At 61.6% G+C, this 24,038-nt stretch carries 24 protein-coding genes; 13 read left to right on the top strand and 11 right to left on the bottom strand.

Going from position 1 to position 24,038, the window contains the following annotated elements:
* Both AC58X1_RS03400 and AC58X1_RS03395 read left to right on the top strand, forming a co-directional pair.
* Positions 1–483: a phosphotransferase system, HPr-related protein gene (locus AC58X1_RS03400; protein WP_101319431.1), complete on the top strand. Its 483-nt coding sequence runs from the start codon at positions 1–3 to the stop codon at positions 481–483.
* A complete protein-coding gene (locus AC58X1_RS03395; RefSeq protein WP_497428340.1) occupies positions 480–710 on the top strand; it encodes a metallothionein in 231 nt (76 codons plus the stop codon). Before AC58X1_RS03400 ends, AC58X1_RS03395 begins: the two co-directional genes overlap by 4 nt.
* A gap of 91 nt (positions 711–801) precedes the next feature.
* On the opposite strand, the gene AC58X1_RS03390 is transcribed toward AC58X1_RS03395, so the two are convergent.
* The 5 genes from AC58X1_RS03390 to AC58X1_RS03370 are packed head-to-tail and all read right to left on the bottom strand — an operon-like array spanning position 802 to position 5,138.
* Positions 802–1,230: a hypothetical protein gene (locus AC58X1_RS03390; RefSeq protein WP_150569257.1), complete on the bottom strand. Its 429-nt coding sequence runs from the start codon at positions 1,228–1,230 to the stop codon at positions 802–804.
* Positions 1,231–1,280: 50 nt separating this feature from the next.
* Positions 1,281–2,240 carry a lysylphosphatidylglycerol synthase domain-containing protein gene (locus AC58X1_RS03385; RefSeq protein ID WP_497428339.1) on the bottom strand — a complete coding sequence of 320 codons (960 nt, stop codon included), beginning with the start codon at positions 2,238–2,240 and terminating at the stop codon, positions 1,281–1,283.
* Positions 2,240–3,442, bottom strand: a complete 1,203-nt coding sequence (gene clsB / locus AC58X1_RS03380; RefSeq protein WP_150571632.1) for a cardiolipin synthase ClsB — start codon at positions 3,440–3,442, stop codon at positions 2,240–2,242. The genes AC58X1_RS03385 and clsB overlap by 1 nt, the downstream gene beginning before the upstream one ends.
* Entirely contained in the window at positions 3,439–4,224 is a 786-nt protein-coding gene (locus AC58X1_RS03375; protein ID WP_150571631.1) for an endonuclease/exonuclease/phosphatase family protein, read from the bottom strand. Before AC58X1_RS03375 ends, clsB begins: the two co-directional genes overlap by 4 nt.
* Positions 4,221–5,138 (bottom strand): DUF72 domain-containing protein, encoded by a 918-nt coding sequence (locus tag AC58X1_RS03370; RefSeq protein ID WP_497428338.1) that lies wholly within the window; start codon positions 5,136–5,138, stop codon positions 4,221–4,223. Before AC58X1_RS03370 ends, AC58X1_RS03375 begins: the two co-directional genes overlap by 4 nt.
* 186 nt (positions 5,139–5,324) lie before the next feature.
* Between AC58X1_RS03370 and AC58X1_RS03365 the strand changes: the two genes are divergently transcribed.
* From AC58X1_RS03365 to AC58X1_RS03350, 4 genes are all read left to right on the top strand, one after another.
* Positions 5,325–5,876 (top strand): ATP-dependent Clp protease proteolytic subunit, encoded by a 552-nt coding sequence (locus AC58X1_RS03365; RefSeq protein ID WP_101319416.1) that lies wholly within the window; start codon positions 5,325–5,327, stop codon positions 5,874–5,876.
* 114 nt (positions 5,877–5,990) lie between these two features.
* Positions 5,991–7,211, top strand: coding sequence for a zinc-dependent alcohol dehydrogenase (locus AC58X1_RS03360; RefSeq protein WP_101319414.1), 1,221 nt, complete (start codon positions 5,991–5,993; stop codon positions 7,209–7,211).
* Positions 7,212–7,222: 11 nt separating this feature from the next.
* Positions 7,223–7,762, top strand: coding sequence for a hypothetical protein (locus AC58X1_RS03355; protein ID WP_101319412.1), 540 nt, complete (start codon positions 7,223–7,225; stop codon positions 7,760–7,762).
* Between the two features lie 115 nt (positions 7,763–7,877).
* On the top strand, positions 7,878–8,156 hold the full coding sequence (locus AC58X1_RS03350) for a DUF6555 family protein (protein WP_101319410.1): 279 nt from the start codon (positions 7,878–7,880) through the stop codon (positions 8,154–8,156).
* 415 nt (positions 8,157–8,571) lie between these two features.
* Here AC58X1_RS03350 and AC58X1_RS03345 read toward each other — a convergent pair whose 3' ends face one another.
* The gene (locus AC58X1_RS03345) at positions 8,572–9,873 is read right to left on the bottom strand and encodes an MFS transporter (protein ID WP_188035926.1); all 1,302 of its coding nucleotides are present in this window, start codon (positions 9,871–9,873) and stop codon (positions 8,572–8,574) included.
* A 66-nt stretch (positions 9,874–9,939) separates the two neighbouring features.
* Positions 9,940–11,253: an L-fuconate dehydratase gene (locus AC58X1_RS03340; protein WP_150569265.1), complete on the bottom strand. Its 1,314-nt coding sequence runs from the start codon at positions 11,251–11,253 to the stop codon at positions 9,940–9,942.
* A gap of 100 nt (positions 11,254–11,353) precedes the next feature.
* Between AC58X1_RS03340 and AC58X1_RS03335 the strand changes: the two genes are divergently transcribed.
* From AC58X1_RS03335 to AC58X1_RS03305, 7 genes are all read left to right on the top strand, one after another.
* The gene (locus AC58X1_RS03335; protein ID WP_103437304.1) at positions 11,354–12,304 is read left to right on the top strand and encodes a LysR family transcriptional regulator; all 951 of its coding nucleotides are present in this window, start codon (positions 11,354–11,356) and stop codon (positions 12,302–12,304) included.
* A 34-nt stretch (positions 12,305–12,338) separates the two neighbouring features.
* Entirely contained in the window at positions 12,339–13,307 is a 969-nt protein-coding gene (locus AC58X1_RS03330; protein WP_101319402.1) for a LysR family transcriptional regulator, read from the top strand.
* A 158-nt stretch (positions 13,308–13,465) separates the two neighbouring features.
* Complete coding sequence (locus tag AC58X1_RS03325) at positions 13,466–15,007, top strand: UxaA family hydrolase (protein WP_497428337.1); 1,542 nt, start codon at positions 13,466–13,468, stop codon at positions 15,005–15,007.
* A 35-nt stretch (positions 15,008–15,042) separates the two neighbouring features.
* Positions 15,043–16,635, top strand: coding sequence for an aldehyde dehydrogenase (NADP(+)) (locus AC58X1_RS03320; protein WP_497428336.1), 1,593 nt, complete (start codon positions 15,043–15,045; stop codon positions 16,633–16,635).
* Positions 16,636–16,639: 4 nt separating this feature from the next.
* Positions 16,640–17,698 carry an Ldh family oxidoreductase gene (locus tag AC58X1_RS03315; RefSeq protein WP_497428335.1) on the top strand — a complete coding sequence of 353 codons (1,059 nt, stop codon included), beginning with the start codon at positions 16,640–16,642 and terminating at the stop codon, positions 17,696–17,698.
* Positions 17,699–17,724: 26 nt separating this feature from the next.
* Positions 17,725–18,942, top strand: a complete 1,218-nt coding sequence (locus tag AC58X1_RS03310) for a fumarylacetoacetate hydrolase family protein (RefSeq protein ID WP_497428334.1) — start codon at positions 17,725–17,727, stop codon at positions 18,940–18,942.
* A 92-nt stretch (positions 18,943–19,034) separates the two neighbouring features.
* Entirely contained in the window at positions 19,035–20,345 is a 1,311-nt protein-coding gene (locus tag AC58X1_RS03305) for an MFS transporter (RefSeq protein WP_101319391.1), read from the top strand.
* A gap of 186 nt (positions 20,346–20,531) precedes the next feature.
* Here the strand turns inward: AC58X1_RS03305 and AC58X1_RS03300 are convergent, their stop codons facing one another.
* The 4 genes from AC58X1_RS03300 to AC58X1_RS03285 all read right to left on the bottom strand — a co-directional run bounded on the left by AC58X1_RS03300 (position 20,532) and on the right by AC58X1_RS03285 (position 23,921).
* Entirely contained in the window at positions 20,532–21,770 is a 1,239-nt protein-coding gene (locus tag AC58X1_RS03300) for an MgtC/SapB family protein (RefSeq protein WP_497428333.1), read from the bottom strand.
* Positions 21,770–22,576, bottom strand: coding sequence for a helix-turn-helix domain-containing protein (locus AC58X1_RS03295; RefSeq protein ID WP_497428332.1), 807 nt, complete (start codon positions 22,574–22,576; stop codon positions 21,770–21,772). Before AC58X1_RS03295 ends, AC58X1_RS03300 begins: the two co-directional genes overlap by 1 nt.
* Position 22,577: 1 nt before the next feature.
* Positions 22,578–22,766: a hypothetical protein gene (locus AC58X1_RS03290; RefSeq protein WP_497428331.1), complete on the bottom strand. Its 189-nt coding sequence runs from the start codon at positions 22,764–22,766 to the stop codon at positions 22,578–22,580.
* A gap of 81 nt (positions 22,767–22,847) precedes the next feature.
* Positions 22,848–23,921, bottom strand: coding sequence for an NAD(P)-dependent alcohol dehydrogenase (locus AC58X1_RS03285; RefSeq protein ID WP_150569271.1), 1,074 nt, complete (start codon positions 23,919–23,921; stop codon positions 22,848–22,850).
* Between the last annotated feature and the right edge of the window lie 117 nt (positions 23,922–24,038).

The following is a 24,038-nucleotide window of genomic DNA, read 5'->3' as shown; positions in this document are numbered from 1 at the left end:
ATGGCTCAGCCTAACGACCCGAAAACCCGCACGCCTGCCGAGATCGACGATATTCAGGATCGGATGGGCAGTGTGCACGAGCTGGACTTCAGCGACCGCGACGATGAGCGCCAGGGCAGGGCCGGCGACGAGCGCTCACTGGCTGAAGTCGAACATGACTTCCCGCCAGAGCGTGTGGCCGAAAGCGGCATGACCGGTGGCGAGGCTCTGACCGAGAGCCTGCACGAAGACAACGTGACCTTGGACGACCTGAGCCCAGACACCTTGTTCGATCAGACCGGCGCTCGCGACCCGCACGAGCCAGGTGATGGTGGAGACCCGGCCGACCAAGTCTTGCGTGAAGTAGACGCCGAGGAAATCGGCGGCGGCTTTGGCCTCGACGAAGCAGAGCTGGCGCGCTCAGCGCCGCTGGATGGCGAGCCATGGACCGACGAGGTCTCACCTGTAGACGATGAAGCATCCAACCGGAGCCGCGAATCATGACCGAACTACGCTGTGCATGCCTTGACTGCGCTTGCACGATCAACGCCAATACCCTCCTGCAAGACGGCAAGGGCTACTGCTGCGAAGCCTGCGCCAGCGGTCACCGCAATGGCGAGCCTTGCCGCATGGGCGACTGCAAATGCGGCGAGACTGCGCAACCGAGTGAGAGCAATGTCGACAACGCCCTTGATGAGACTTTCCCGGCCAGCGATCCCATCTCGCCTTGAGCCGCCCTGAAATCGGCCCCGGTGTGGCTCGAGGCTGCTGCAGGTTGAGCAGCTTCGAGCCAGGCCGGGGCCGACCTGTGTCCGGCAGCCTCTAGTGGGTCTGCCAGATGCCGTTGCTGCGTTCGCAATCCGTGCGCGCCTGGCCCAGGCTTGGCGTGTCGTAGTAGTAAGTGATCACCCGGGCCTCCTTGCCGATCGCTGGCCGCGTGGCGGGTTCATCGCGGCCCATCGACTTGGGATTGGCCAGGGTTTCCTGGGTCAACTGGGCAATACAGCTACCGACACTGCCTTCGGCGCATTTGGCGACTTTGCGCTTGTCGGTGCTGAGCATCTCCTTGCTCTCGTTGCTGCACGACCAGTCGATGGCCTCGGCGGGCATATTGCTATAGCTGTAGCAGGTGTGGCCTTCGACAGGCTTGACTGCCTCGCTGGAGGAGCGGGTCACGACGTCGCAGGCCTCAGCTAGCACGTGACTGCTGGCCAGACATGCACCGAGTAAAAGCAAGGCACGGATACACATGGTTTGTCTCCCGGGCCTTGGCCTTTACGGTCGGCCGCTTTTGTTGACGCTCAGGTTTTGTGCAATTGCGCCTTGTCCTGCTGGCGCAGGGCCTTGGCGCGTTTCTCCAGAATCAGATAAGCGATCACCGCCAGCACCAGCGGTATCAGGTAATACAGGGTGCGATAGCCGAGTAGTCCGGCGACCAGGCTGCCCTGGCTGATCTGGCCTTGCAGCAGGGCCAGGAACACCGTTTCCAGCACTCCGAGCCCGGCCGGGATGTGCGCCACCACGCCCGCGACACAGCTGATCAGCAATACACCGAGAATGGACGGATAGAACAGATCCCCCGGCAGCAGCCAGTAGATCAGCACCGCCATCAGCGCCCAGTTGCTGGCGCCCAAGGCAACCTGACACAGCGCCAGGCGCAGCGAGGGCAGGGTGATCTCGTGCTTGCGGATATGCCAGGTGCGGCGTTTGGCGTAACCGCAGGCCAGCACGTAGCCGACCGATACGGCGATCATCAGCACACCGATGAGCTGCAGCCCGGTGGCGCCCACCGACCAGCTCTCAGGCAGCTTGACCAGGCGCATGGCAAACACGCTGCCGGCCAGCAGCAGGTAGCCCATCCAGTTGGTCAGCAAACCCAAGGTGAGGATGCGCGTGATGGTGGCGTTATCCAGCCCCAGCCGCCCGTACAGGCGGTAGCGCAGAGCAACGCCGCCGACCCAGGTGGTGAAGTTGAGGTTGAACGCATAGCAGACGAAGGCCACCGGCAGCACCTGCCGAGCAGGCAGCTTGTGGCCGGTGTAGGCGCGCCCGAGCAGATCGTAGCTGGCGAACACCAGATAACTGCACAGGGCCAGGCCCAAGCCGACGATCAACGTGCCAGGCTTGTAGGCCAGCAGCGACTGGCGGACTTCATTCCAGTCGAGGTTGCGTGCCAGGTAGTACAGCAATACCGGGATCATCAGCATGAACAGCAGGGTGAACAGGCGCTTGCCCCAAGTGAGCCAGGTTTTCCGTTCCATCAGGTATTGCCCTCACGCAGTTCACCTTGGGTACTGACTTCAGGTTGCAGCGATTTCAGGCGTTGCCGATGGGCTGGCAGCACCCCGGCAATCCGCGGAAAGTATCGGGTCAGGTGGAAGCCAGCAAAAATCAATGGCGCTCGCCACCAGTAGCCACGAATCATCCGCTCAAGGGTGACGGCCTTGCAGTGATTGCCGGCCAGTTGGCTGAGGTGCTCGTACAGTTGCTGGTTAAACGCACGATCCTTGATCAGCAGGTTGGCTTCCAGATTGAACGCAAGGCTCAGCGGGTCGAGGTTGCTCGAGCCGACTGTCGACCATTCGTCATCGACCAGGGCAACCTTGCCGTGCAATGGGCGCTGGCAGTATTCGTGAATCCGCACGTTGTCGCGCAGCAGGTAGTTGTAGAGCAACCGCGACAGCGCGCGCACCCAACGCATGTCTGGTTGCCCTTGCAGAATGAGCGTTACCTCGATGCCACGGCGAGACGCATTGCGTAGCTCGCGCAACAGCCTGTAGCCGGGGAAGAAATACGCATTGGCGATGAGGATGCGCTTGCGCGCACCGCGTATGGCCTGCAGATACTGCTCTTCGATATCGTTGCGGTGCTTGCGGTTGTCACGCTCGACCAGCACCGCGCGCACCGACCCCGCCGGCTCGGTCACCGGCTTGACCCGCTTGGGTTCGGCCAGCACCGGCTTCATCAGCCTGATACTCGAGGCGTGCACCTGGGCGACCACGGGACCGGTGACTTCCACCGCGTAATCCTGCTTGGCCATCGGCCCGAAGTCGCCCAGGTGATCGGCGCTGTAATTGATCCCGCCAATGAACGCCCGCTCAGCGTCGATGACCACGATCTTGCGGTGCAGGCGATGGAACAGGTTGGTGCGCATGCCAGCCACTTTCGGCTGCGGATCGAAGGCGTGGAAGCGCACACCCGCTTCGGTCATCGCTGCGATGAACGCATCGGGCAGCTCGCCGGTGCCGTAGCCGTCAGCCACCAGCTCGACACGCACGCCGCGCTGGGCAGCTTCGATCAGCACCCGCTGCAGCTGCTGGCCAACCTTGTCATCGAAGATGATGAACGTCTCGAGCAGGATTTCCTCCTGCGCTTCGCCCATTGCCTCGAAGACACGGGGGTAAAACTCCTCGCCATTGATCAGCAACTGCACAGTGTTGCCTTCAGTCCAGGATAACGTCATAGGCTGATCTCCGCGGCCAGGGGGGCATGGTCGGACAGATGCGACCATGGGTATTTGGATAGCACCTGCGCCGAGCGTGGCAGGGCATTGCGTAGGTAGATGCGGTCCAGCCGCAGCAGCGGCAGGCGTGCCGGGAAGCTGCGTGCCGGTATGCCGAAGCGGTCGCCAAAGGCCTCGACCAGGTGCTCGCTGAGCACGCTGTCGGCCTTGAGGCGCCAGTCGTTGAAGTCGCCGGCGACGATCACCGGCGCTTTGGCCGGCAAGCTGTCGAGCAATTCCAGCAACAGCTGCACCTGGCGTTGGCGGTGAGCCTCACGCAGGCCCAGATGAACACACACCGCATGCACCTGATCATGGCCAGGCACCTGCAGGCGGCAGTGGAGCAGGCCGCGCTCTTCATTACCGTCAATCGAGACGTCCAGATTTCGGTGCTCGACGATGGGGAATTTGGACAGCAACGCGTTGCCGTGGTCGCCATGGGGATACACCGCATTGCGCCCGTAGGCGAACTGCGACCACATGCTGTCGGCAAGAAACTCGTATTGTGGCGTGGTTGGCCAGGTCGGATGGCGCTCGGCATGTTGCAGATGAGTGCCATGTACTTCTTGCAGAAACACCAGATCGGCGCCGGTGCTGCGTACCGCTTCGCGCAGCTCGGGCAAGATGAAGCGCCGATTGAAGAAGGTAAAACCTTTGTGCACGTTGATCGTCAGGACGTTAAGGCCATGCACGGCAGTAACGCTGCCGACGCTGCAGCGCGCTTCGTGTAGCGGTTGGTTCATAGATCCACCTGCGGTTCGACGCCAGGCTCGGTGACCAGTTCGCCATCGAGCTTGAGCTTGGATAACAGACGCCGTGCGTCATAAGGGGCATGGACTTTCTGGTCGTTGTCGAAGTAGCAGTAGACGTCGCGCTGGGCGCGCTTGCGCGGTGCGCCGGGCACCACCAGACGAGCGTCTTGCGCCTGGCCACCTTGGCTCCAGGCTTCGATGCGCTGGCGCCAACGGCGCAGGGCGCGTGCGGTATAGCCGCTGCTGTACAGCTCGACATCGCCATGCAGGCGCATATAGACAAAATCTGCGGTCACGTCTTCGACATAGGGCCATTTGCCGGCGCTGTCGGCGACAACCAGGGCAATGTTGTGTTTGCGCAGCAGTTTGATGAAGGCGGCGCAGAGGAAGCTCTCGTGACGGATCTCGATGGCGTAACGCAAAGGGACATTACCGCTGATGGCGGTCGCGCCATTGCCGCGCAGGCGTTCGGCGCACTGCTCGGCACAGCGGCAGGCGGCCCGGCGATCGCGCGGGAGCTGCTCGAAGAAAGCCTTGAAGCGTGCTTCATCGAACTTCATCGTGGCCGGGAACTGCCACAGCATCGGACCGAGCTTGGCACCCAGCATCAGTGGACCGGAGGCGAAGAAATTCGCCAGCGGCTCTTCGATATCCTTGAGCCGGCGGGTATGGGTGATATAGCGCGGGGCCTTGACCGAGAAGATGAAGTCGTCTGGTGTTTCATCGCGCCATTGCGCATATCGTGCTGGGGTTTGCAGCGCGTAGAAAGAGCCGTTGATTTCAATGCTGTTGACTGCTCGTGACGCAAACGCGAGTTCATCCTTCTGGCGCAGGCCTTCCGGGTAGAAGTCCTTGCGCCAGGGGCCATAACGCCATCCGGATATGCCGATGCGAATGTCGCTCACGGTGGAGTCCTTGTGCAAAATCGGTCTTTTACTGCGACCTCTGCGTGAGCGTCAGGGTTCAGCGTGGGTTGACCAGTGGGCGCCTTGGTACGCAGCGCCACCAGCAATTTTGAACTTTGCCGCGCTTGACGATTCCACCTTGATATATGCACCGGCATCCAATGCCCGCCACCTCCGGAGGCACGCATGGCCCGTCACATCATTCACTTCACCGGCCCGATCACATCTTCGACCTGCGGTAACCTGATCAATACCTGTTCGCGAGCCCTCAACCAAGGCGCGCAAACACTTCAGTTGAACATCGCCACCATGGGCGGTGACTGCAGTTACGGTTTCACGCTGTACAACTTTCTGCGCTCGTTGCCGGTACTGGTGCATACGCACAACCTCGGCACGGTCGAATCGATGGGCAATATTCTGTTTCTGGCGGGTGAACAGCGCACGGCCTGTCGCATGAGCAAGTTTCTGTTTCACCCGTTCCACTGGACGCTGCACGGCTCAGTCGACCACGCACGTATGTCCGAGTACGCCATGAGCCTTGATTACGACTTGCAGTTCTACGCGCAAATAGTTGCGGAGCGCACGGCTGGCGCTGAGCAACCATTGGATATAGAGCACTATTTGCTGGCCAAACCACGCATCTTGAGTGCTGAGGAGGCAATAGCGGGCGGCCTGATCCACACTATCGATGAGCTGCCGATCAGTATCGACTCGGTTCAATGGAGCGTTCACGCCTGAAATCTTGCAGGGCGGTATTTGGCGCCGCTGGTCAGTCGCAGCGAATGTTGATGGAGCCGATCCCATTTGGGCCGGCTCGTAACTACTAAGCAGCTGCACTTGGAGGCGACAAATATGCGCGCATTGACCTTTCACGGCGCTGGAGATGTCCGGGTTGATACTGTGGCTGACCCTGGCATTCAAGAGAAGGACGACATTCTGCTGCGAGTAACCGCCACTGCCATCTGTGGCTCCGATCTGCACCTGTATCACGGCAGGATACCTGCGCTCGAAGAGGGCGATATTCTCGGCCATGAGTTCATGGGGATTGTTGAAGACGTTGGCAGCGAAGTCACCGCGGTTCAGCGTGGAGATCGTGTTGTCATCCCGTTCGTGATTGCCTGCGGCAGCTGCTTCTTTTGCCAAAATGACCTGTTTGCCGCTTGTGAGACGACCAATACCGGACGCGGGGCGATCCTCAACAAGAAGTTGATCCCTTCCGGTGCGGCGTTGTTTGGCTATAGCCACCTGTATGGCGGCATTCCCGGCGGCCAGGCCGAGTATGTACGGGTGCCGAAGGCCAATGTCGGTCCGTTCAAGGTGCCAGGAACGCTGAGCGATGACAAAGTACTGTTCCTGTCAGACATTCTGCCCACCGCCTGGCAGGCAGTGACCAATGCGGGAGTCGGCCAGGGTTCTTCCCTGGCTATTTATGGGGCAGGTCCGGTAGGACTGCTGAGTGCTGCGTGCGCACGCATGCTTGGGGTCGAGCAGATTTTCATGGTCGACAAGCATGCCTATCGACTTGACTACGCCAAGCGCGCCTACGGCGTGATTCCGATCGATTTTGATCATGACGACGATCCTGCTGACACCATCATTCGCCAGACCGCAGGCATGCGCGGCGTTGACGCGGCCATTGATGCAGTGGGTTTTGAGGCCAAGGGCAGTACTGCTGAATCGGTACTGACGGCGCTGAAGCTTGAAGGGAGCAACGGCAAGGCGCTGCGCCAGTGCATGGCAGCAGTGCGCCGTGGTGGCGTAGTCAGTGTGCCTGGCGTATATGCCGGCTTCATCCATGGCTTCTTGTTCGGTGATGCATTCGACAAAGGCCTGACCTTCAAGATGGGCCAAACCCACGTACAACGTTTCCTGCCTGAACTGCTCGAACATATCGAAGCAGGACGGCTCAATCCCGAAGCAATCATCACCCATCGCCTCAGCCTGGAAGATGCAGTGCGCGGCTATGAGATGTTCGACGAACAGCAAGAACGCTGCCGCAAGGTCGTATTGACCCCAGGTGTTGCCACAGACCCGGTAACCAATGGGCGGCTTGGACCCGCTGCGAGCAGCTGAGAGGAGTAGTAATGACGGAACGCATCATCACATCGGTCACCAGCGAGGATCTTGTTCCGCCGCCGCAGGGGGTAACATTCGAAACCCCCCGCGAGCGGTTGGAGTTCTACCGCCGAGAAATCCAGTTCGAGACCACGATTCTTGCCAACCGCACAGATGCTTATCTGTCGGCACAGTCTTTTCTGGTAATTGCCTATGCGTCCTGCATGGCCAACGGCAATCCCAGCTGGGGCAGGCTTTTTACTCTGGTTGTGCCTGCGTTTTTGGCATTGCTGGGCATCATCAGCTCACTCAACGCCTGGCCTGGAATTCGCGCCTCGTACGGCATCATCGACCACTGGCATTTCAAGCAAAGTCACCTGTTGCACAACGAGCCAAGCATGGGCTTTGCATACGATGATTGGCCGTTGTTCAGCGAGTCTGAGTCAACCCATCGTGGTTACCGCAAATCGCTGATGTTTTCGATCCGGACGCCGTGGTTGTTCCTGATTTTCTGGGTCTTGCTGGGTGGATTCGGCCTGCTGCTGCAGCTCGACCCTGCCGGTGCCTGAACGCATGCGGGGTCGCCGCAAACCGTTTATGTGCTTTGTTCGACAAAATTTTGAATCTTCGTGATCCCGCCGGTTCCACTAGTTGTCATCCATGGAGAAGAGGAGGCCCCCTGCGATGCCTACCCCAGAGCTTTATATCGTCGATTACAAGCTGCACGGTAAAACGCGCAGCTTCATCATCCGGCTGGATCGGATGGATAACGCCGAGGCTTGGCACTGGGCTAGTTGTGACGCCGGTATTGGCATTATTCCCAAGTTTGGTCGTGAAAAGATTCGCAAGGTCAGCAGGCCCATGGCCGAACGATACGGGATCAGTGAAGTGAGCTGGAGGCCATCGGGTGGCAAACCTGCCTCCAGTGCCGGTGCCAACCAGTCGATGCTGCCTACTGCCTGAACAAGCGGTAGCCAGCAGTTACTGTCGGGCTGTCTGAGCAAAGCCGCTCCTGATTGGGAGCGGCTTTGTTTTGTCTGCTGGAAGTCTACGGCCAGGTCAGGCGCCTGATTCAGGATCACTGGCGGGGACGCCAGGGCGCTCGTCCGGGTCAGTCAAGTTAGGGTCAGCATCTGGGTCGTCTGCTTGCCCATCGGGGCGGTCCGGGACCAATTCTGGCCAATCGTCTTCAACGCTGCCGCCACCCATTATCATTTGCTCGCGCATGATCATTCCCTCGGCTGAATAAAAAAGGCCTGCCAGCAGGCAGGCCAAGCACAGGAGTGAGGGGTGATGCCGTTGCACCACCCTCAGTAGTTATGAGCGCTGTGGGCGGGTAGCAGTCGTTTGCAAAGGGCGGTTCCCCGACCAATGGCGGTTACTGCTCCTGACCCTGGCGCAGGCGCATGCTGAGCAGCGCAGCCAGAACCAGCATCGAAGCAATGATCCACAAGCCATTGCGGGTGCTGCCGGTTGCTTGCTCGATCAAGCCCATCACCGAGGGGCCGACAAAGCCCCCGAGCAAACCGCAGGTCGTGACAAATGCCAGGCCGGCAGCCAGCGCATTGCCGCTCAAGCGACTGGAGGGGAAGACGAAGATGATCGACTGCACCACGAACAGCATCAATGCCGTCAGCGAGAACCCGATCAGGCCAATGAACGAGTTGGCTACCGAAGCCAGCAGCAGCCCGGCGGCCATGGTCAGCAGGCCGAAGAACAGCAGCGTGCGGCAACGGTTTGGTGAAGTGGCAAGGCGTGGCAGGGTTGCCGCGCCAATTGCAGCAGCGATCCAAGGCACTGACGTGAGCAGGCCAATCTGCAAGGGCGACAGTGCGCCGTAAGTGCCGATGATCCCGGGCAGGAAGAAGATCACGGTGTAGATAGTGATCTGATGCACAAAGTACACGGCGATCGCCAGCCAGATCTGCTTGTCGCGAAACATCTGCGACAGCTTGCTCTGCTGCGGTGCAGCGGCACGTTCAGCCGCCAGCCGGCGCTCGATGTCCTGCGCATCAGCGGCCGATAACCACGGCGCCGAACTCGGCCCATCGGGCAGCTTTTTCCAGACGACATACGCCAGCGCCACGGCGGGCAAGCCTTCAAGCACGAACAACCACTGCCAACCATGCCAGCCGAGCACGCCGTCCATTTCCAGCAAGGCACCGCCCAGCGGCCCGCTGAGGATGTTTGCCAGGCACACGCCGAGCAGGAAATAGCCCGTGGCGCGGGCGCGTTGCTCGCGGTCGAACCAGTAGGTCAGGTAGAGCATGACGCCGGGAAACAGCCCCGCCTCGGCGACGCCCAGCAGCAGGCGCATGACGTAGAACGAAGTCTCACCCTCGACGAAAGCCATGCCGGCAGACAACAGGCCCCAGGTGATCATGATGCGTGTAATCCAGAAGCGCGCGCCAACCCGTTGCATGATCAGGTTGCTCGGCACCTCGGCCAAGGCGTAGGTCAGGAAGAACAGACCCGCGCCCAGCCCATACGCAGCAGCCGACAAGCCGAGGTCAACGCCCATGCTGGCCTTGGCCAAGGCGATGTTGGTACGGTCGAGAAAACTCATTACATAGACGATGACCAGCAGTGGCATCAGTTTGCGCAAAAGCAGGCTGTTCAGGCGCTGATCAGCCGCAACAGCAGGCGCGGCAGCCGCTGTCGGTTGTGTGAGGATTGTCATTGTTTTTTCCCCGAAAGCTATAAGTAACAGCGCGCCGCGGTGGTGCGTCGCGCTGCGGTAGGTCAATCAACCACGCTGGATGTCCAGCCAGACTGCGCCGTCGGGATATTGGTAACGTTCCAGGGTCTCGGCGTGCATTTCAATGCTGTAGCCCGGGCGCTGCGGCGGCATGTAGCGGCCGCGGCGGATCACCACGGGGTCGATGAAGTGTTCATGCAGATGGTCGACGTACTCCAGCACCCGGTTGTGCAGCGAGGCGGAAACGGCGATGTAGTCGAACAGCGCGATGTTCTGCACATACTCGCACAGGCCGACACCGCCGCCGTGCGGGCACACCGGCACGTCGTACTTGGCAGCCATCAGCAGCACGATCAGCACCTCGTTGAGGCCGCCCAGGCGTGCTGCATCGAGCTGACAGAAGTCCAGCGCGCCGGCCTGGAACATCTGCTTGAACATCACCCGGTTGTGGCAATGCTCGCCGGTGGCGACACCAATCGGCGCGATGCGCTGGCGGATCGTGGCATGGCCAAGAATGTCATCGGGGCTGGTTGGTTCTTCGATCCACAGCGGGGCAAAGGCTGCCAGCCGGCGCATGTTGCTGACAGACTCCTCGACGCCCCAGACCTGGTTCGCGTCCATCATCAAGGTCCGCTCCCAGCCGATCTCGTCACGCAGGATGCTGGCGCGGCGAATGTCTTCTTCTAGGTCGGCGCCGATCTTCTGCTTGATATGGGTCCAGCCGTCCTCGACCGCTTCACGTGCCAGGCGGCGCATCTTCTCTTCGCTGTAGCCGAGCCAGCCGGGCGCGGTGGTGTAGCCGGGGTAACCTTCGCGAAGCATCTGCGCCTCGCGCTGGGCCTTGCCCGGCACCTGGCGGCGGAGCAGGGCGATAGCTTCTTCCGGGGTGAGCACGTCGGTGACGTAGCTAAAGTCCAGGCACGCGACCAGTTGCTCGGGGCTCATGTCGGCCAGCAGCTTCCACACTGGCTTGCCTTCATGTTTGGCCCACAAGTCCCACACGGCGTTGACGATGGCGGCAGTGGCCAGGTGGATGACGCCTTTTTCCGGCCCCAGCCAGCGCAGTTGGCTGTCACCCACGGTGAAGCGGTGCCAGAAACCACCCATGTCTGCGGTGATCTCTTCCAGGGTCTGGCCGACGATCAGCGGCGCCAACGACTGCACGGCAGCGGCGCAGATCTCGTTGCCGCGGCCAATGGTGAAGGTCAAGCCGTGGCCTTCGAGCTCGCCGGCATCGGTGTGCAGCACGACGTAGGCGGCCGAGTAGTCAGGCGCGCTATTCATGGCATCGGAGCCGTCCAGTGACAGCGAAGTCGGGAAGCGAATGTCGCGAACGCTCAGGTGGGTAATGCGTATGCTCATGGCGGTCTCTTGTTCTGGGTTACCTCTGGAGACCTGACTGTAGGTTGCCGAGCGATATAGGCATAATCGCCAATTCCTAACTATGGATATCAGAATTGATATGCCTCAGACCCCAGCAGACACCTCGCAGGCGCCGCGCAGTCTTGGCCCGCTGAAGATCTCCAGCCGTCAGATAACCCTGCTCAACGCCTTGGGCGAGTTCGGCAACCTGCGCCGCGCTGCTGCGGCCATGCACACCACCCAGCCTGCTGCGAGCCTGCTGCTGCAACAGCTCGAGGAGCGCCTTGAAGTGCGCCTGTTCGAGCGCCTGCCGCGTGGCATGCAGCCAACCCTGTACGGCGAGGTGATGATTCGCTACGCGCAAAGTGCGCTGCACGAGTTCGAGCACGCCCAAGCGCAGATCGCCGAGCTTGCGCGTGGCGCCGCCGGGCTGGTGCGGGTCGGCAGCGTAATGGGGCCGGTGCCGGGCTTGCTGACCAAGGCTGTGCTGGCCTACAAGCGCGACCACCCCAAGGTGCGCATTTCGCTTGAAGTGGGTACCAGCGATACCTTGCTGCCGGCGTTGCTGCGTGGTGACTTCGACCTGGTGGTGGGGCGCTTGCCGGATCAGAGCGACAGCCAGGACCTCAATATCGAGTTGTTCGAGGGCGGTGAGCAGATGCGCGTGATCGCCCGCGCTGGCCACCCGATGGCGGCAGCGAGCACATTGCAGCTGGCTGATCTGGTCGCGTTGACGTGGATCCTGCACCCGATCGGCAGCCCGATGCGGCGGCGGGTCGAAAGTGCGCTGCAGGCCGGGGGGATGGTGCAATCGCTGGACATCGTCGAGACTGCGTCGATTCTGGCGACCACCGCCATGCTGGAGGCTTCCGACATGATCGCCGTGGTGCCGAACGATGTCGCCGCGCATTACGCCCAGTACGGGATGGTCGCGATCCTGCCGGTGGAGCTGCCGATCAGCCTGGCCAATCTGGGCCTGCTGACGCTGCGTTCACGGCCGCGCTCGGTGGCACTGGAAACGTTGCTGCAGTACCTGCGAGCCCCACAATAGCCATGTTTGTCTACCTGCCTGAGGCCGTTTTCTGATGCCGTCCGACATCATCCACTCCAGCTTTTGCAACTGGCTGCGCTTCAAGCACTTGGTGCTGATCGACAGCCTGGCCCGTACCCGCAACATGCACGCCACCGCCAACCTGATGAACCTGAGCCAGCCGGCGTTGAGCAAGATGCTGCGCGATCTCGAGGAGCAGTTTGGCTTTGCTCTGTTCGAGCGCCTGCCGCGCAGCATGCCGCCGACCGAGCTTGGCGAATACGTGGTCAAGTACGCCCAGGGCGCATTGGCCGAGTCGCAGCAGTTTGTCGACCAGCTCAACCGCCTGCGCAAGGGCGGCCATGGGTTTATCCGGGTGGGCGGGATTTTTGCCTCGACGCCGCGGGTGCTGCCGCAGGCCATTGCTGCGATCAAAGCACGTAGCCCGTTGCTGTCGATCGAGGTGGTGGAGCATTCCAGTGACCACCTGCTGACGATGCTCGAGCAGAACAAGCTCGACATCATGATCGGCCGTTTCACCGAGGAGCGCTTCAGCCAGGTGTTCGACTTTCAGCCGTTGGAACCTGAACCGTTTGCCTTGGTGGTCAACAGCAGTCACCCGCTCAATCAGCTGGCCAGCACGCCGCTCGAGGCGCTCGCGGACTGGCCGTGGGTGCTGTACCCGCTGGGTACGCCGCTGCGCGGGCGGCTTGAGCAGGCCTTCAAGGTGGCCGGCATTGCCACACCCGCCGATAGCGTTGAGACCATTTCAATGCCGATGTTCCTGCAATTGCTGCAGTCGGCACCGATGATCGCCATGCTGCCGCGCTCGATGGTTGCCGCGCAGCTGAGCAGCGGCCTGTTCAAGGAACTGCAGAGCCCACTACATCTATCGCCGCTGGAGTACGGCGTGATCACCCGTAAGGATCAGCCGCCAACCGGCTCTGCGAGGGAATTCATCGATATCCTGCTGGAGTTTGCCCAGCAGCGGCGCATGGAGGAGGGCAGCAGTAGCGATTTCTAAACGAGGTTCGATTTGACGCATTGATAACCCCCGGTTATCGGCTGATCGGTTCATCTCATTGGGAATTATCGGTAAGGCTTCATACAGTGGTGGCAGATTCGCCCGGCAGCAAACGGGCGACGCCATAACAAGAAGTCAGCCGTACCCTGAGAGGTCCCATGGAACTGATTGCCCGCTGCGCCGACCCTGCGGTCATCCGCCTCAACCCGCTGGACAACGTCCTGATTGCACGCCAGGCGCTGCCTGAAGGCCTTGAGCTGGACGGCGAAGCGATCACCGTGCGCCAACCCATCCCGTCGGGGCACAAAGTCGCTACCGAGCGTTTGGAGCAGGGCCAGCCACTGCGCCGTTACGGCCAGATCATCGGTTTCGCCTCGCAAACCATCGAACCTGGCGATCACGTCCATGTGCACAACGTGCAGATGGGCAACTTCTCCCGCGACTATGCCTTTGGCGTCGATGCACGCAGCCTGGCTGCTACTGAAGCAGTGTTTCAGGGGATTGTGCGCGGCGACGGCCGCGTCGCCACACGCAACTACATTGGCATCCTTACCTCGGTGAATTGCTCGGCAACCGTCGCCCGGGCAGTGGCTGATCATTTCCGCCGCGATATCCACCCCGAGGCGCTGGCCGACTACCCGAATATCGACGGTGTGGTCGCCCTGACCCACGGTGCCGGTTGCGCAGTGGACCCCAGTGGCGAAGCGCTGGGTCTGTTGCGCCGTACCTTGGCAGGCTATGCGATACACCCCAATTTCGCCGCTGTGCTGATCATTGGTCTGGGCTGTGAAACCAACCAGATCGAGAGTCTGCTGGAAACCCAGGGCCTGCAAGCCAGCGAGCAACTGCGCACCTTCACCATCCAGGGCATCGGCGGCACCTCAAAGACCATCGCCGCCGGCATCGAGCAGGTCAAGACGCTGCTGGCCGACGCCAATCGGGTCAAACGTGAGCCAGTCAGTGCGCGGCACCTGGTCGTTGGCCTGCAATGCGGCGGTTCCGATGGTTACTCCGGGATCACCGCCAACCCGGCACTGGGTAATGCCGTTGACCGCCTGGTCGCGGCCGGCGGCACCGCGATCCTGTCGGAAACACCGGAGATCTATGGCGCCGAGCACCTGCTGACGCGCCGAGCGGTGAGCCGTGAGGTCGGCGAGAAGCTGATCGCACGCATTCATTGGTGGGAAGACTACTGCCAGCGCATGAACGCCGAGCTCAACAACAACCCTTCGGCGGGTAACAAAGCAGGAGGGCTGACCACCATTCTGGAGAAATCCCTCGGCGCGGTGGCCAAGGCCGGCTCGAGCAATCTGGTCGACGTCTATCAATACGCCGAGGCGGTGCGCGCTCAAGGCCTGGTGTTCATGGACACCCCAGGTTATGACCCGGTCTCCGCCACCGGCCAGGTCGCCGGCGGCGCCAACCTGATTGCCTTCACCACCGGCCGGGGCTCGGCCTACGGCTGCGCGCCTGCGCCGTCGATCAAGCTGGCCACCAACAACCGGGTGTTCGAGCACCAGGAAGAGGACATGGACGTCAACTGCGGCGGCATCGCCGACGGCTCCACCAGCATCGAAGAACGCGGTGCCTACATCTTTCAACAGATGCTGCGCATCGCCTCGGGTGAGCGCAGCAAGAGCGAACAGCACGGCTACGGTCAGAACGAGTTCGTGCCCTGGCAGATCGGTGCCGTGACCTGACTGCCAGCCCCCTTCATCTTTCGAGGCGACTTTTTATGCACGTTAACGGATTCAACTTCATCGGCGGCCAGCGCAGCGCACTTGGCGACACCCTGGTCTACAGCATCGACGCCCATACCGGCGCGCAGCTAGCGGGCGGCTTTCATCAAGCGACCTTGACCGAGGTCGACAACGCCGTGGCAGCGGCCAGTGCCGCGTTCCCACCGTTTCGCAATTTGCCGGCAGTACGCCGCGCAGAGTTTCTTGAGGCGATCGCCGACGAGCTCGATGCCCTCGGTGAAGACTTCGTCAACCTGACCTGCCAGGAAACCGCGCTGCCCAGCGCGCGAATCCAAGGCGAACGGGGTCGCACCAGCGGCCAGATGCGTCTGTTTGCCAAGGTCCTGCGCCGTGGCGATTTCTATGGCGCTCGTATTGATCAAGCGCTGCCAGCGCGCACGCCGTTGCCACGCCCCGACCTGCGTCAATACCGCATCGGCGTTGGCCCGGTGGCGGTGTTCGGTGCCAGCAACTTCCCGCTGGCGTTCTCCACTGCGGGAGGCGATACCGCTGCGGCATTGGCCGCCGGCTGCCCGGTCGTGTTCAAAGCCCACAGCGGCCATATGGCAACCGCCGAGCGCGTTGCCGAAGCGTTGATCCGCGCTGCCGAGCGCACTGGCATGCCGGCGGGCGTGTTCAACATGATCTTCGGCAGCGGCGTGGGTGAGGCACTGGTCAAACACCCGGGTATCCAGGCGGTGGGCTTTACCGGTTCGCTCAAAGGCGGCCGGGCGTTGTGCGATATGGCGGCAGCGCGACCGCAGCCGATCCCGGTATTTGCCGAGATGTCGAGCATAAACCCGGTGCTGGCACTGCCGAAGGCACTGGCAAATCGCGGTGCCCAGCTAGCCAAGGACCTGACCGCATCGGTGGTACAGGGCTGTGGGCAATTCTGCACCAATCCGGGCTTGGTACTAGGCATTCGCTCGCCGGCCTTCACCGCTTTTATCGAGCAGTTGCGCGGGCACATGGCTGATCAGCCGGCGCAGACCATGCTCAACCCCGGCACCCTGCGCAGCTACGACAAAGGCCTGCAGAGGTTGCTCGCGCACCCTGGTATCGAGCACCTGAGCGGTGCCCGGCAACAGGGCAATCAGGCCCAGCCGCAGCTGTTCGAGGCAGATGTCAGCCTGCTGCTGGAGCAGGACGAGCTGCTGCAGGAAGAGGTGTTTGGTCCGTGCACTGTGGTGGTTCGGGTCGATGATGCCGAGCAACTGCTGCAAGCCGTGAACGCTCTGCACGGTCAGCTGACAGCAACCTTGCTGGCGGATGAGCAAGACCTGGCTGACCACGGCTCGCTGCTTGGCGCGCTGGAAGTGAAAGTGGGCCGAGTGTTGCTCAACGGCTACCCGACCGGCGTCGAAGTCTGCGATGCGATGGTGCATGGCGGCCCGTATCCGGCGACCTCCGATGCCCGTGGCACCTCGGTTGGCACCCTGGCCATCGACCGCTTCCTGCGCCCGGTGTGCTACCAGAACATCCCTGACGCCATGCTGCCGCCGGCCTTGCAGAACGCCAACCCGCTGGGCATTCAGCGCCTGGTGGATGGTCAGCCGAGCTCGGCAGCGCTCAACCAAACCGGGAGCTGAGCGTATGAGCGAAGCCATCCGCTATGAAGTGAACGCGCTCAGCACGTTTGTCGAGCGCCTGTTTGCAAGCGCCGGCGCCGACGCGGAGGTCGCCCAAGTGGTAACCCGAGTGCTGCTCGAAGGCGAGTTGCTCGGCCATCGCACCCATGGCCTGAATCTGGTCAGTCGCTACATTGGCGGCATGTTGAGTGGCCAGGTCAAGGCTCAGGCGGCAGCGCTGGAGCAGATCTCCGACAGCGGTGTTGCCAGCCTGTTCGACGGCAACTATGTACTCGGCCCGTACTGCGTCAGCCGTGCGTTGGACTGTGCGGCCAGCGGGGCCAGCGCGCAGGGCATCGGCATCGCCGTGGTCCTCCGCGCTGCGCATATTGGCTGCCTGGCGGCCTACTTGAAGCCATACACCGACCGTGGCTTGGTCGCGATGGTGTATTCCTCCGATCCGTCGGTAGGGTTGGTCTGTGCCCATGGCGGAGTTGATCCGATCTACACACCGAACCCAATTGCGGCCGGTATCCCCACCGGCGGCGAACCGATCCTGCTGGATGTGAGCATGTCCACCGTGACCATGGCCATGGTCAGCCAATGCCGGGATAACGGCAGCAAGCTGGCGCACCCGGTGCTGATGAGCAACGAAGGCAAGGCGAGTGATGACCCTGCGGACTTCTTCACCCGCCCGCAGGGCAGCATCTTGCCGCTGGGTGGCCAGGCCTTCGGCCACAAGGGCTTCGCTCTGGCGATTCTGGTCGAAGCACTGACCTCGGGCCTGGCCGGCCATGGGCGCAAGGACTGCCCTGATCAATGGGGCGCGTCGGCCACTGCGGTAGTTATTGATCCGCGCTTCTTTGGCGGCCTACAGGCGTTTACTGACGAAACCAGCTTCCTCGGCCAACTGATCCTCGCCAGCCGCCCAGTAGATCCGGAGCGCCCGGTGCGCCTGCCTGGGCAAGCCGGCCTGGCCCTGCGCAGCAAGGCTCTGGCCCAGGGCGTAAGCCTGGCGCCGACTCTGGTCGCAGACCTCAACCAGCTCGCCGCGCAATTGCAAGTGGCCGCGCTTGGTCACTGATAGACAACTACAAGAAAGGTAGAGACATGACAGATCAATCGAACAGCAAGCCTTCGTTGCCGTTGAGCCACAATGCCGCCGTCTGTAACAGTGGCAGCTGGATAGGGCGGGTATGGCTGCCCGAGCAAGGCCCGGCAGTAGTACTGGTGAAGGAGGGCGCAGTGCATGATATCAGCGCCCACGTCGCCACGGTTTCGGCGCTGCTCGAAGTGGCTGACCCGGTGGCTTATCTGCGTTCGCTGCCGTTGGCCGATGCGCTGACCGAGCTGCCGGCGCTGCTTGCCAACAGCGATCCACGCCAACGTGACATCAGCAAACCCTGGCTGCTGGCACCGATCGATCTGCAGGCCGTCAAGGCTGCCGGCGTGACCTTTGCCGCCAGCCTGCTGGAACGCGTGGTCGAGGAGCAAGCCAAGGGCGACCCGGCCAAGGCTGATGCGATCCGCGACACGCTGGCCAGCCGCATCGGTGCCGACCTGTCACAGATCGTCCCAGGTTCAGCCCAGGCCGAGGCGTTGCGCGCCGTGCTGGTGGAGCAGGGCTTGTGGTCGCAGTATCTGGAGGTCGGCATCGGCCCGGATGCCGAAGTCTTCACCAAGGCCCAGCCGTTGTCGGCAGTGGGCCACGGCGCCGACATCGGCATCCATCCCAAATCAAGCTGGAACAACCCGGAACCGGAAGTGGTACTGGCAGTGTCCAGCGACGGCAGCATCAAAGGCGCCATGCTTGGTAACGACGTCAACCTGCGTGACTTCGAAGGGCGCAGTGCCTTGCTGCTGTCCAAAGCCAAGGACAACAACGCCTCGACCTCGCTGGGCCCGCTGCTGCGTCTGTTCGACGAAGGTTTCAGCCTCGACGACGTGCGTAACGCCGAAGTCGACCTGCGGGTTGAAGGGGAGGAGGGCTTCATCCTCTCGGGCCGCAGCTCGATGCAGCAAATCAGCCGCGACCCGCTCGACCTGGTGCAGCAGACCCTCAACGAAAATCACCAGTACCCGGACGGCCTGGTGCTATTTCTCGGTACCCTGTTCGCCCCCAAGCAAGACCGCGACCAACCGGGCAATGGCTTCACTCACAAGCCTGGCGACGTAGTCACCATCAGCAGCGCGCAGCTGGGCGCCTTGAGCAACCGGGTGACCACCAGCGACCAGGCGCCGCAGTGGAGCTTCGGCCTGCGCTCGCTGATTGACAGCCTCAGCCGCCGCGGCCTGCTCGACGCGGCAGTGACCGCGCGGCAACCCTGATCCAACCGTAACCGACCATGGATGAACGCGACAGCAATGACGGATCGCCTAGGCGCTGAACGCGCTGCAACAATAATAATAAAGGCCATGCAATGAACAAACTGAAGAAGTACCAGAGCATCACGGTGGTGTTCCTGCTGTTGATCGGTATCGTCAATTACCTGGACCGCAGTGCGCTGTCGATCGCCAACACCTCGATCCAGAAAGACATGATGATCAGCCCCTCGCAGATGGGCATCCTGCTGTCGGCGTTCTCCATTGCCTACGCATTTGCCCAGCTGCCGATGGGCATGATCATCGACCGCCTGGGCAGCAAGATCGCCCTCGGCGCATCGTTGCTGGCCTGGTCGGTCGCCCAGACCACCTTCGGCCTGGTCAACAGCTTCGCCGGCTTCATGGGCCTGCGCGTGCTGCTGGGGATCGGCGAGGCGCCGATGTTCCCATCGGCAGCCAAGGCGCTGTCGGAATGGTTCGATGCCAACGAACGCGGCACACCTACCGGCATCGTCTGGTCGTCGACCTGCCTCGGGCCTTGCCTGGCACCTCCACTGTTGACGCTGTTGATGGTCAACTACGGCTGGCGCGGCATGTTCATCATCACTGGGTTGCTGGGCGTAGTGCTGGCGGTGTGCTGGCTGACCTTCTACAAAAGCAAGGCGCAGTACCTGGCCGAGCTGGCGGCCGAAGGCAAACCGCTGCCTACCGAGCACGTGGCACCTGCCGCCGCCCCGCAAGCACCCAAGGTGTCGTACTTTGCCGGCTGGCTCGACCTGTTCAAGCATCGCAGCACCTGGGGCGCCGTGCTGGGTTTCATGGGGGTGATCTACATGCTCTGGCTGCACCTGACCTGGCTACCCGGTTACTTTGAGCGCGAGCATGGCCTGGACTTGTACAAGACTGCCTGGGTGGTGTCGTTGGCCTATGGCTTTGGTGCGGTAGGTACCATCGTCGCCGGCCGCTTCTGTGATCGGCTGGTGAAGCGGGGCATGAGCATTCTCGGCAGCCGCAAGTTCAGCGTGATCACCGGCCTGGTGCTGGCAGCGCTGTTTACCTTGCCGCTGTCGTACGTCACCGGGCTTACCGGGTGTGTGATTCTGCTGTGCCTGGCGTTGTTCAGCATCAACATGGCCAGTGCCACGGCGTGGATGATCGTCAACACCATCGTCGACAGCCCGCGGGTGGCCTCGTTTGGTTCGATCCAGAACTTTGGTGGGTATATTGCCGGGTCGGTCGCGCCGATCGTTACGGGCTTTAGCATTCAGTACTCGGGGTCGTTCAATACGGCGTTCATGATCAGCGCGGTGGTGGCGTTGTGTTCGGCGGTGGCGTACTTCCTACTGCTGAAGGCGCCGATTGGTGGGGCGGTGGTCAAGGACGAGGTGTTGCGGGAGGTGACGCAGTGAAAGGCGTGCAGGCCTGGTGAAAGCAACGGACTATTTGGCGCTCATCTGCGAAGGACTTGCCGACAAGGAGTTAGCAGTTACCTTGGTGTCAGAGGTTGAAAACTGTACCTCGAATGCTGAGCGCCTAATGGCGGGATGTGCCGGCCATGGCTATGTCAAATCGTTCGGAGCGTTCCGACTGATGTATCAGATCAAAAATGCAAGCCATACCGTGCCAAGAATGATGAACTGAGCCGGAATGAGGTGGCGAGCGAACAAAGAACCGCCGCTGCTCCAAGCCAGTACGCATTTGGTTATGGTATTCCCTGTGAGCGCCATCATTGCCGGTAGCGTCAGGTCGGCACTGTTCAGCTGGCCTGCAGCAACGAGTGAAGCGATCGAAGCAGTTGCTGCATGCGCATCGCCCAAGCCACTGATAAAGGCAGCAATGCTGAGCCCCTTGTGACCAAGGTGCTCGAGCAGAAATGCCGAGAACAATGCAATGCAGGTAATCGCTAGCGTGATGAGCAGTGCTGTGAACAGGCTGAAAGCACCGCTGCCAGGCTTGGTCGTGGGGCAGACTGGCACAGGGCGCCAAGGCGCCAGCAACAGCACGCCGTAAATGAGCGTGACCAGCATACCTAGACCTATAGATGGCCAGAAAGGGCGCAGCAAGCGCACGTCGACAACGCCAATCACCAAACCAAACTGGACAAGGGTGGCGAGGTTGGACAGCACCGCTGCAGCGGCGAACGCGCGCATGAACGTGTCCTGCCTTCGTGCTTGATGGCCAAGCACGGCAATGGTCGCTGAGCCAGAGGCAAACCCGGATGCGATCGCACTCAGGGCCAGGCCATAGCGTGGCCCCAGCAGGCGCATGGCGATATGCCCTAGCGCACCGACGGCCATCAGTAACACGACCAGCGTGCAGATCACCCGCGGGTTCAGTACCCCGTAGGGGCCAATGAAGCGGTCCGGCGTCAACGGCAGCACAACCAGCGCTACTGTAAGGAGCAACAAGCCATCGCGCAGTTCGCCCTCGCTCAGTTGCTGCAGCACGAAACGATGAAGCTCACGCCGCAGGGCCAGCAGTATGGTGAGTACGATACCGATGGCGGTTGCCAGCTCGGGGTGTTCGACTGTCAGGCCTCCCAACACCAACACCAGCAGCAAGGCGATTGCGCTGGTAATGTCCGAATCTTCGTCGGGTTTTGTGCGGTGGTAAATGGCCAACAGCAGCGCTATGCCCACCAATGCAACGCCGACCAGAACCGGGCCAGCCAGTACATGGCAGACATACCCCATCAGGGCGGTGATTGCGAAGGTTCTCAAACCCGCTGCGGCGGGAGCCTCACTGTTGACCTTCTTGCGCTCCCGTTCAAGGCCAACCAGCATGCCGATGCCCAATGCCACGGCCCCGTGAGCCAAGTTCACCAGGTCGAGCATCAGGCCTTTACCGGGGCGATGGCAAAGCTGGCCGGGGAGCCCAGTTCGAGCGCGATCAGCGCTGGCATGTCGAGGATCTCCACCTGCCGGCCGTGCAGGTTAACGATACCCAGACCGCGTAAGTGAGCGACTGAGCGGCATATGGTTTCCAGGCGCAGCCCGAGGTAGGAGCCGATGTCTTCGCGAGACATGCGCAACATGAAACCGTGGGGTGAATAGCCGCGGCTGACGAAGCGGCGGGAAAGGCTCAGTAAAAAACTGGCAAGCCGCTGCTCGGCAGAGAGGTTGCAGAGCATCAGCACGCGCTCATGCTCGCGGATAATCTCCCTGCTCATCAGGCGGTTCAAGCTCTGTTGCAGCATGGGGAAATTACGCGCCAGGGCTTGCAGGCGATGATAGGGCAACGGGCACACTTCGCTGTCTTCCAGGGCGATGGCATCACAGACATGAAGCTCGGTCGCTACGGCATCCAGCCCCAGTACGTCCCCTGTCATCCAGAAGTTGATGATCACACCCTGGCCTTCGGCGTTGTTCAGGTTCGTCTTGAAGCTGCCTGAGTGCACCGCATACAGGCTACTCAAGGGCACATTAGCGCTGAACAGCGCAGCCCCCTTGCTGACCCGGATACGAGGGCCGATCAGTGTGCCGAAATAACTGTTGCAGTGCATGGGCAAACCCGCGGGCAAACACAAGCCGTTGACCCGGCACTCACTGCACCGGCATGTCAGTGGTTTGAAATGAATGGCCGGTGGTTTGCACTTTGGCGCAGGCTGCCCGAGCAGCTGAAAGTCGGTCAGCCCCGACATTTCATGCCTCCTTCGCAGGTCTGAGAGCGACGGTGGCGATCTTGTTCAGTGAATGAGGCGCGTTGAGGCGGGCGGTCAGCACGCCTACGAACTGCTCGGCTTCTAAGGGTGTGCTGAAACTCACCCGCCACTCGTCCATGTGTACCCAACAGCGATTGCCGTTGGCGCTTTTCTCGACGTAGACGTTCATCGGAACCTCCAGCGCATGCATGAGCAAGGGACTGCCTATCGATAGGGGGCAATGGCGTCCTTGCCGACGGCGTGGCGAGGTTCAGGGCGTGATCGCCACCTTCATTACGCCGTCGCGCTGGTTGGCGAACAATTCGTAGGCGGCTTCGATATCATCGAGCCGGAAACGGTGGGTGACCAAGGGGGAAACGTCTACGCGGCCACTGGCAACCACCGCCATCAACCGGCGCATCCGCTCTTTGCCGCCGGGACACAGTGTGGTCACGATGCGGTAATCGCCAAGGCCGGCAGCGTATGCATCCACAGGGATGCGCAGGTCGGCGCTGTACACGCCCAGGCTGGACAGTGTGCCGCCGGGGCGCAGCACCCGCAGTGCCCATTCGAAGGTGGCCTGGGTGCCCAGCGCTTCGATGGCTACATCTACGCCACGGCCATCGGTCAGCGCCATGATCTGCGCCACCACGTTGCCTTGCTTGAAGTCGACCACGTGTGAAGCACCCATTTCGCGTGCCACGCTGATGCGCGCCGCCACGGTGTCCACGCCGATGATGGTGGTGGCGCCCAGCATTTTGGCGCCGGCGACGGCGCACAGGCCGATCGGGCCCAGGGCGAACACGGCGACGGTATCGCCGATTGTCACGCCCCCGCGTTCTGCACCAGAAAAACCGGTGGACATGATATCGGGGCACATCAGCACGTGTTCGTCGCAGAGACTGTCGGGAATGGGCGAAAGGTTGGCCATTGCGTCCGGCACTCGAACGTATTCAGCTTGGCAACCGTCGATGACATTGCCGAACTTCCAGCCCCCCATGGCCTTGAAACCATGCGCCGTACCGGCGCCGTCTTGGGCGCCACAACCACACAGACAGGCATTGCTGTGGCCGCTTGGGGTGATGGCGCCAGCGATGACGCGTTGCCCTTCGTGGAAGCCGCGAACCTCTGAGCCCAGTTTTTCGATGACACCCACTGGCTCGTGGCCGACGGTCAGCCCTTTGGCCACTGGATACTCGCCACGCAGGATATGCACATCGGTGCCACAGATCGTCGTTGTGCTGATGCGCATCAGCGCATCTAGCGGGCCGATCTCAGGGATGGGCTTGTCTTCCAGCACGATGCGGTTCTTTTCGACATAAATGGCCGCTTTCATGAGTGCCATGGCATGCCTCCGGGGCATCGCTGATTTTTGTTGGCAACTACAGCGTGCGCTAAAAAAGCCGGTAAGTCTTGATCCGAGTCAATTTTGCGTCGAGCGGTGAGGGGTTGGTGAGTGGCG

The sequence above is a fragment of the Pseudomonas sp. PGPR N4 genome, from assembly GCF_059693665.1.
This window is presented reverse-complemented; position numbering and strand designations above follow the sequence as displayed.

What these genes read in the sequence shown, in the direction of transcription:
- AC58X1_RS03400 (WP_101319431.1), top strand. Translation starts at nt 1, where the DNA reads ATGGCTCAGCCTAACGACCCGAAAACCCGCACGCCTGCCGAGATCGAC.
- AC58X1_RS03395 (WP_497428340.1), top strand. Translation starts at nt 480, where the DNA reads ATGACCGAACTACGCTGTGCATGCCTTGACTGCGCTTGCACGATCAAC.
- AC58X1_RS03390 (WP_150569257.1), bottom strand. Translation starts at nt 1,230, where the DNA reads ATGTGTATCCGTGCCTTGCTTTTACTCGGTGCATGTCTGGCCAGCAGT.
- AC58X1_RS03385 (WP_497428339.1), bottom strand. Translation starts at nt 2,240, where the DNA reads ATGGAACGGAAAACCTGGCTCACTTGGGGCAAGCGCCTGTTCACCCTG.
- clsB (WP_150571632.1), bottom strand. Translation starts at nt 3,442, where the DNA reads ATGACGTTATCCTGGACTGAAGGCAACACTGTGCAGTTGCTGATCAAT.
- AC58X1_RS03375 (WP_150571631.1), bottom strand. Translation starts at nt 4,224, where the DNA reads ATGAACCAACCGCTACACGAAGCGCGCTGCAGCGTCGGCAGCGTTACT.
- AC58X1_RS03365 (WP_101319416.1), top strand. Translation starts at nt 5,325, where the DNA reads ATGGCCCGTCACATCATTCACTTCACCGGCCCGATCACATCTTCGACC.
- AC58X1_RS03360 (WP_101319414.1), top strand. Translation starts at nt 5,991, where the DNA reads ATGCGCGCATTGACCTTTCACGGCGCTGGAGATGTCCGGGTTGATACT.
- AC58X1_RS03355 (WP_101319412.1), top strand. Translation starts at nt 7,223, where the DNA reads ATGACGGAACGCATCATCACATCGGTCACCAGCGAGGATCTTGTTCCG.
- AC58X1_RS03350 (WP_101319410.1), top strand. Translation starts at nt 7,878, where the DNA reads ATGCCTACCCCAGAGCTTTATATCGTCGATTACAAGCTGCACGGTAAA.
- AC58X1_RS03345 (WP_188035926.1), bottom strand. Translation starts at nt 9,873, where the DNA reads ATGACAATCCTCACACAACCGACAGCGGCTGCCGCGCCTGCTGTTGCG.
- AC58X1_RS03340 (WP_150569265.1), bottom strand. Translation starts at nt 11,253, where the DNA reads ATGAGCATACGCATTACCCACCTGAGCGTTCGCGACATTCGCTTCCCG.
- AC58X1_RS03335 (WP_103437304.1), top strand. Translation starts at nt 11,354, where the DNA reads ATGCCTCAGACCCCAGCAGACACCTCGCAGGCGCCGCGCAGTCTTGGC.
- AC58X1_RS03330 (WP_101319402.1), top strand. Translation starts at nt 12,339, where the DNA reads ATGCCGTCCGACATCATCCACTCCAGCTTTTGCAACTGGCTGCGCTTC.
- AC58X1_RS03325 (WP_497428337.1), top strand. Translation starts at nt 13,466, where the DNA reads ATGGAACTGATTGCCCGCTGCGCCGACCCTGCGGTCATCCGCCTCAAC.
- AC58X1_RS03320 (WP_497428336.1), top strand. Translation starts at nt 15,043, where the DNA reads ATGCACGTTAACGGATTCAACTTCATCGGCGGCCAGCGCAGCGCACTT.
- AC58X1_RS03315 (WP_497428335.1), top strand. Translation starts at nt 16,640, where the DNA reads ATGAGCGAAGCCATCCGCTATGAAGTGAACGCGCTCAGCACGTTTGTC.
- AC58X1_RS03310 (WP_497428334.1), top strand. Translation starts at nt 17,725, where the DNA reads ATGACAGATCAATCGAACAGCAAGCCTTCGTTGCCGTTGAGCCACAAT.
- AC58X1_RS03305 (WP_101319391.1), top strand. Translation starts at nt 19,035, where the DNA reads ATGAACAAACTGAAGAAGTACCAGAGCATCACGGTGGTGTTCCTGCTG.
- AC58X1_RS03300 (WP_497428333.1), bottom strand. Translation starts at nt 21,770, where the DNA reads ATGCTCGACCTGGTGAACTTGGCTCACGGGGCCGTGGCATTGGGCATC.
- AC58X1_RS03295 (WP_497428332.1), bottom strand. Translation starts at nt 22,576, where the DNA reads ATGTCGGGGCTGACCGACTTTCAGCTGCTCGGGCAGCCTGCGCCAAAG.
- AC58X1_RS03290 (WP_497428331.1), bottom strand. Translation starts at nt 22,766, where the DNA reads ATGAACGTCTACGTCGAGAAAAGCGCCAACGGCAATCGCTGTTGGGTA.
- AC58X1_RS03285 (WP_150569271.1), bottom strand. Translation starts at nt 23,921, where the DNA reads ATGGCACTCATGAAAGCGGCCATTTATGTCGAAAAGAACCGCATCGTG.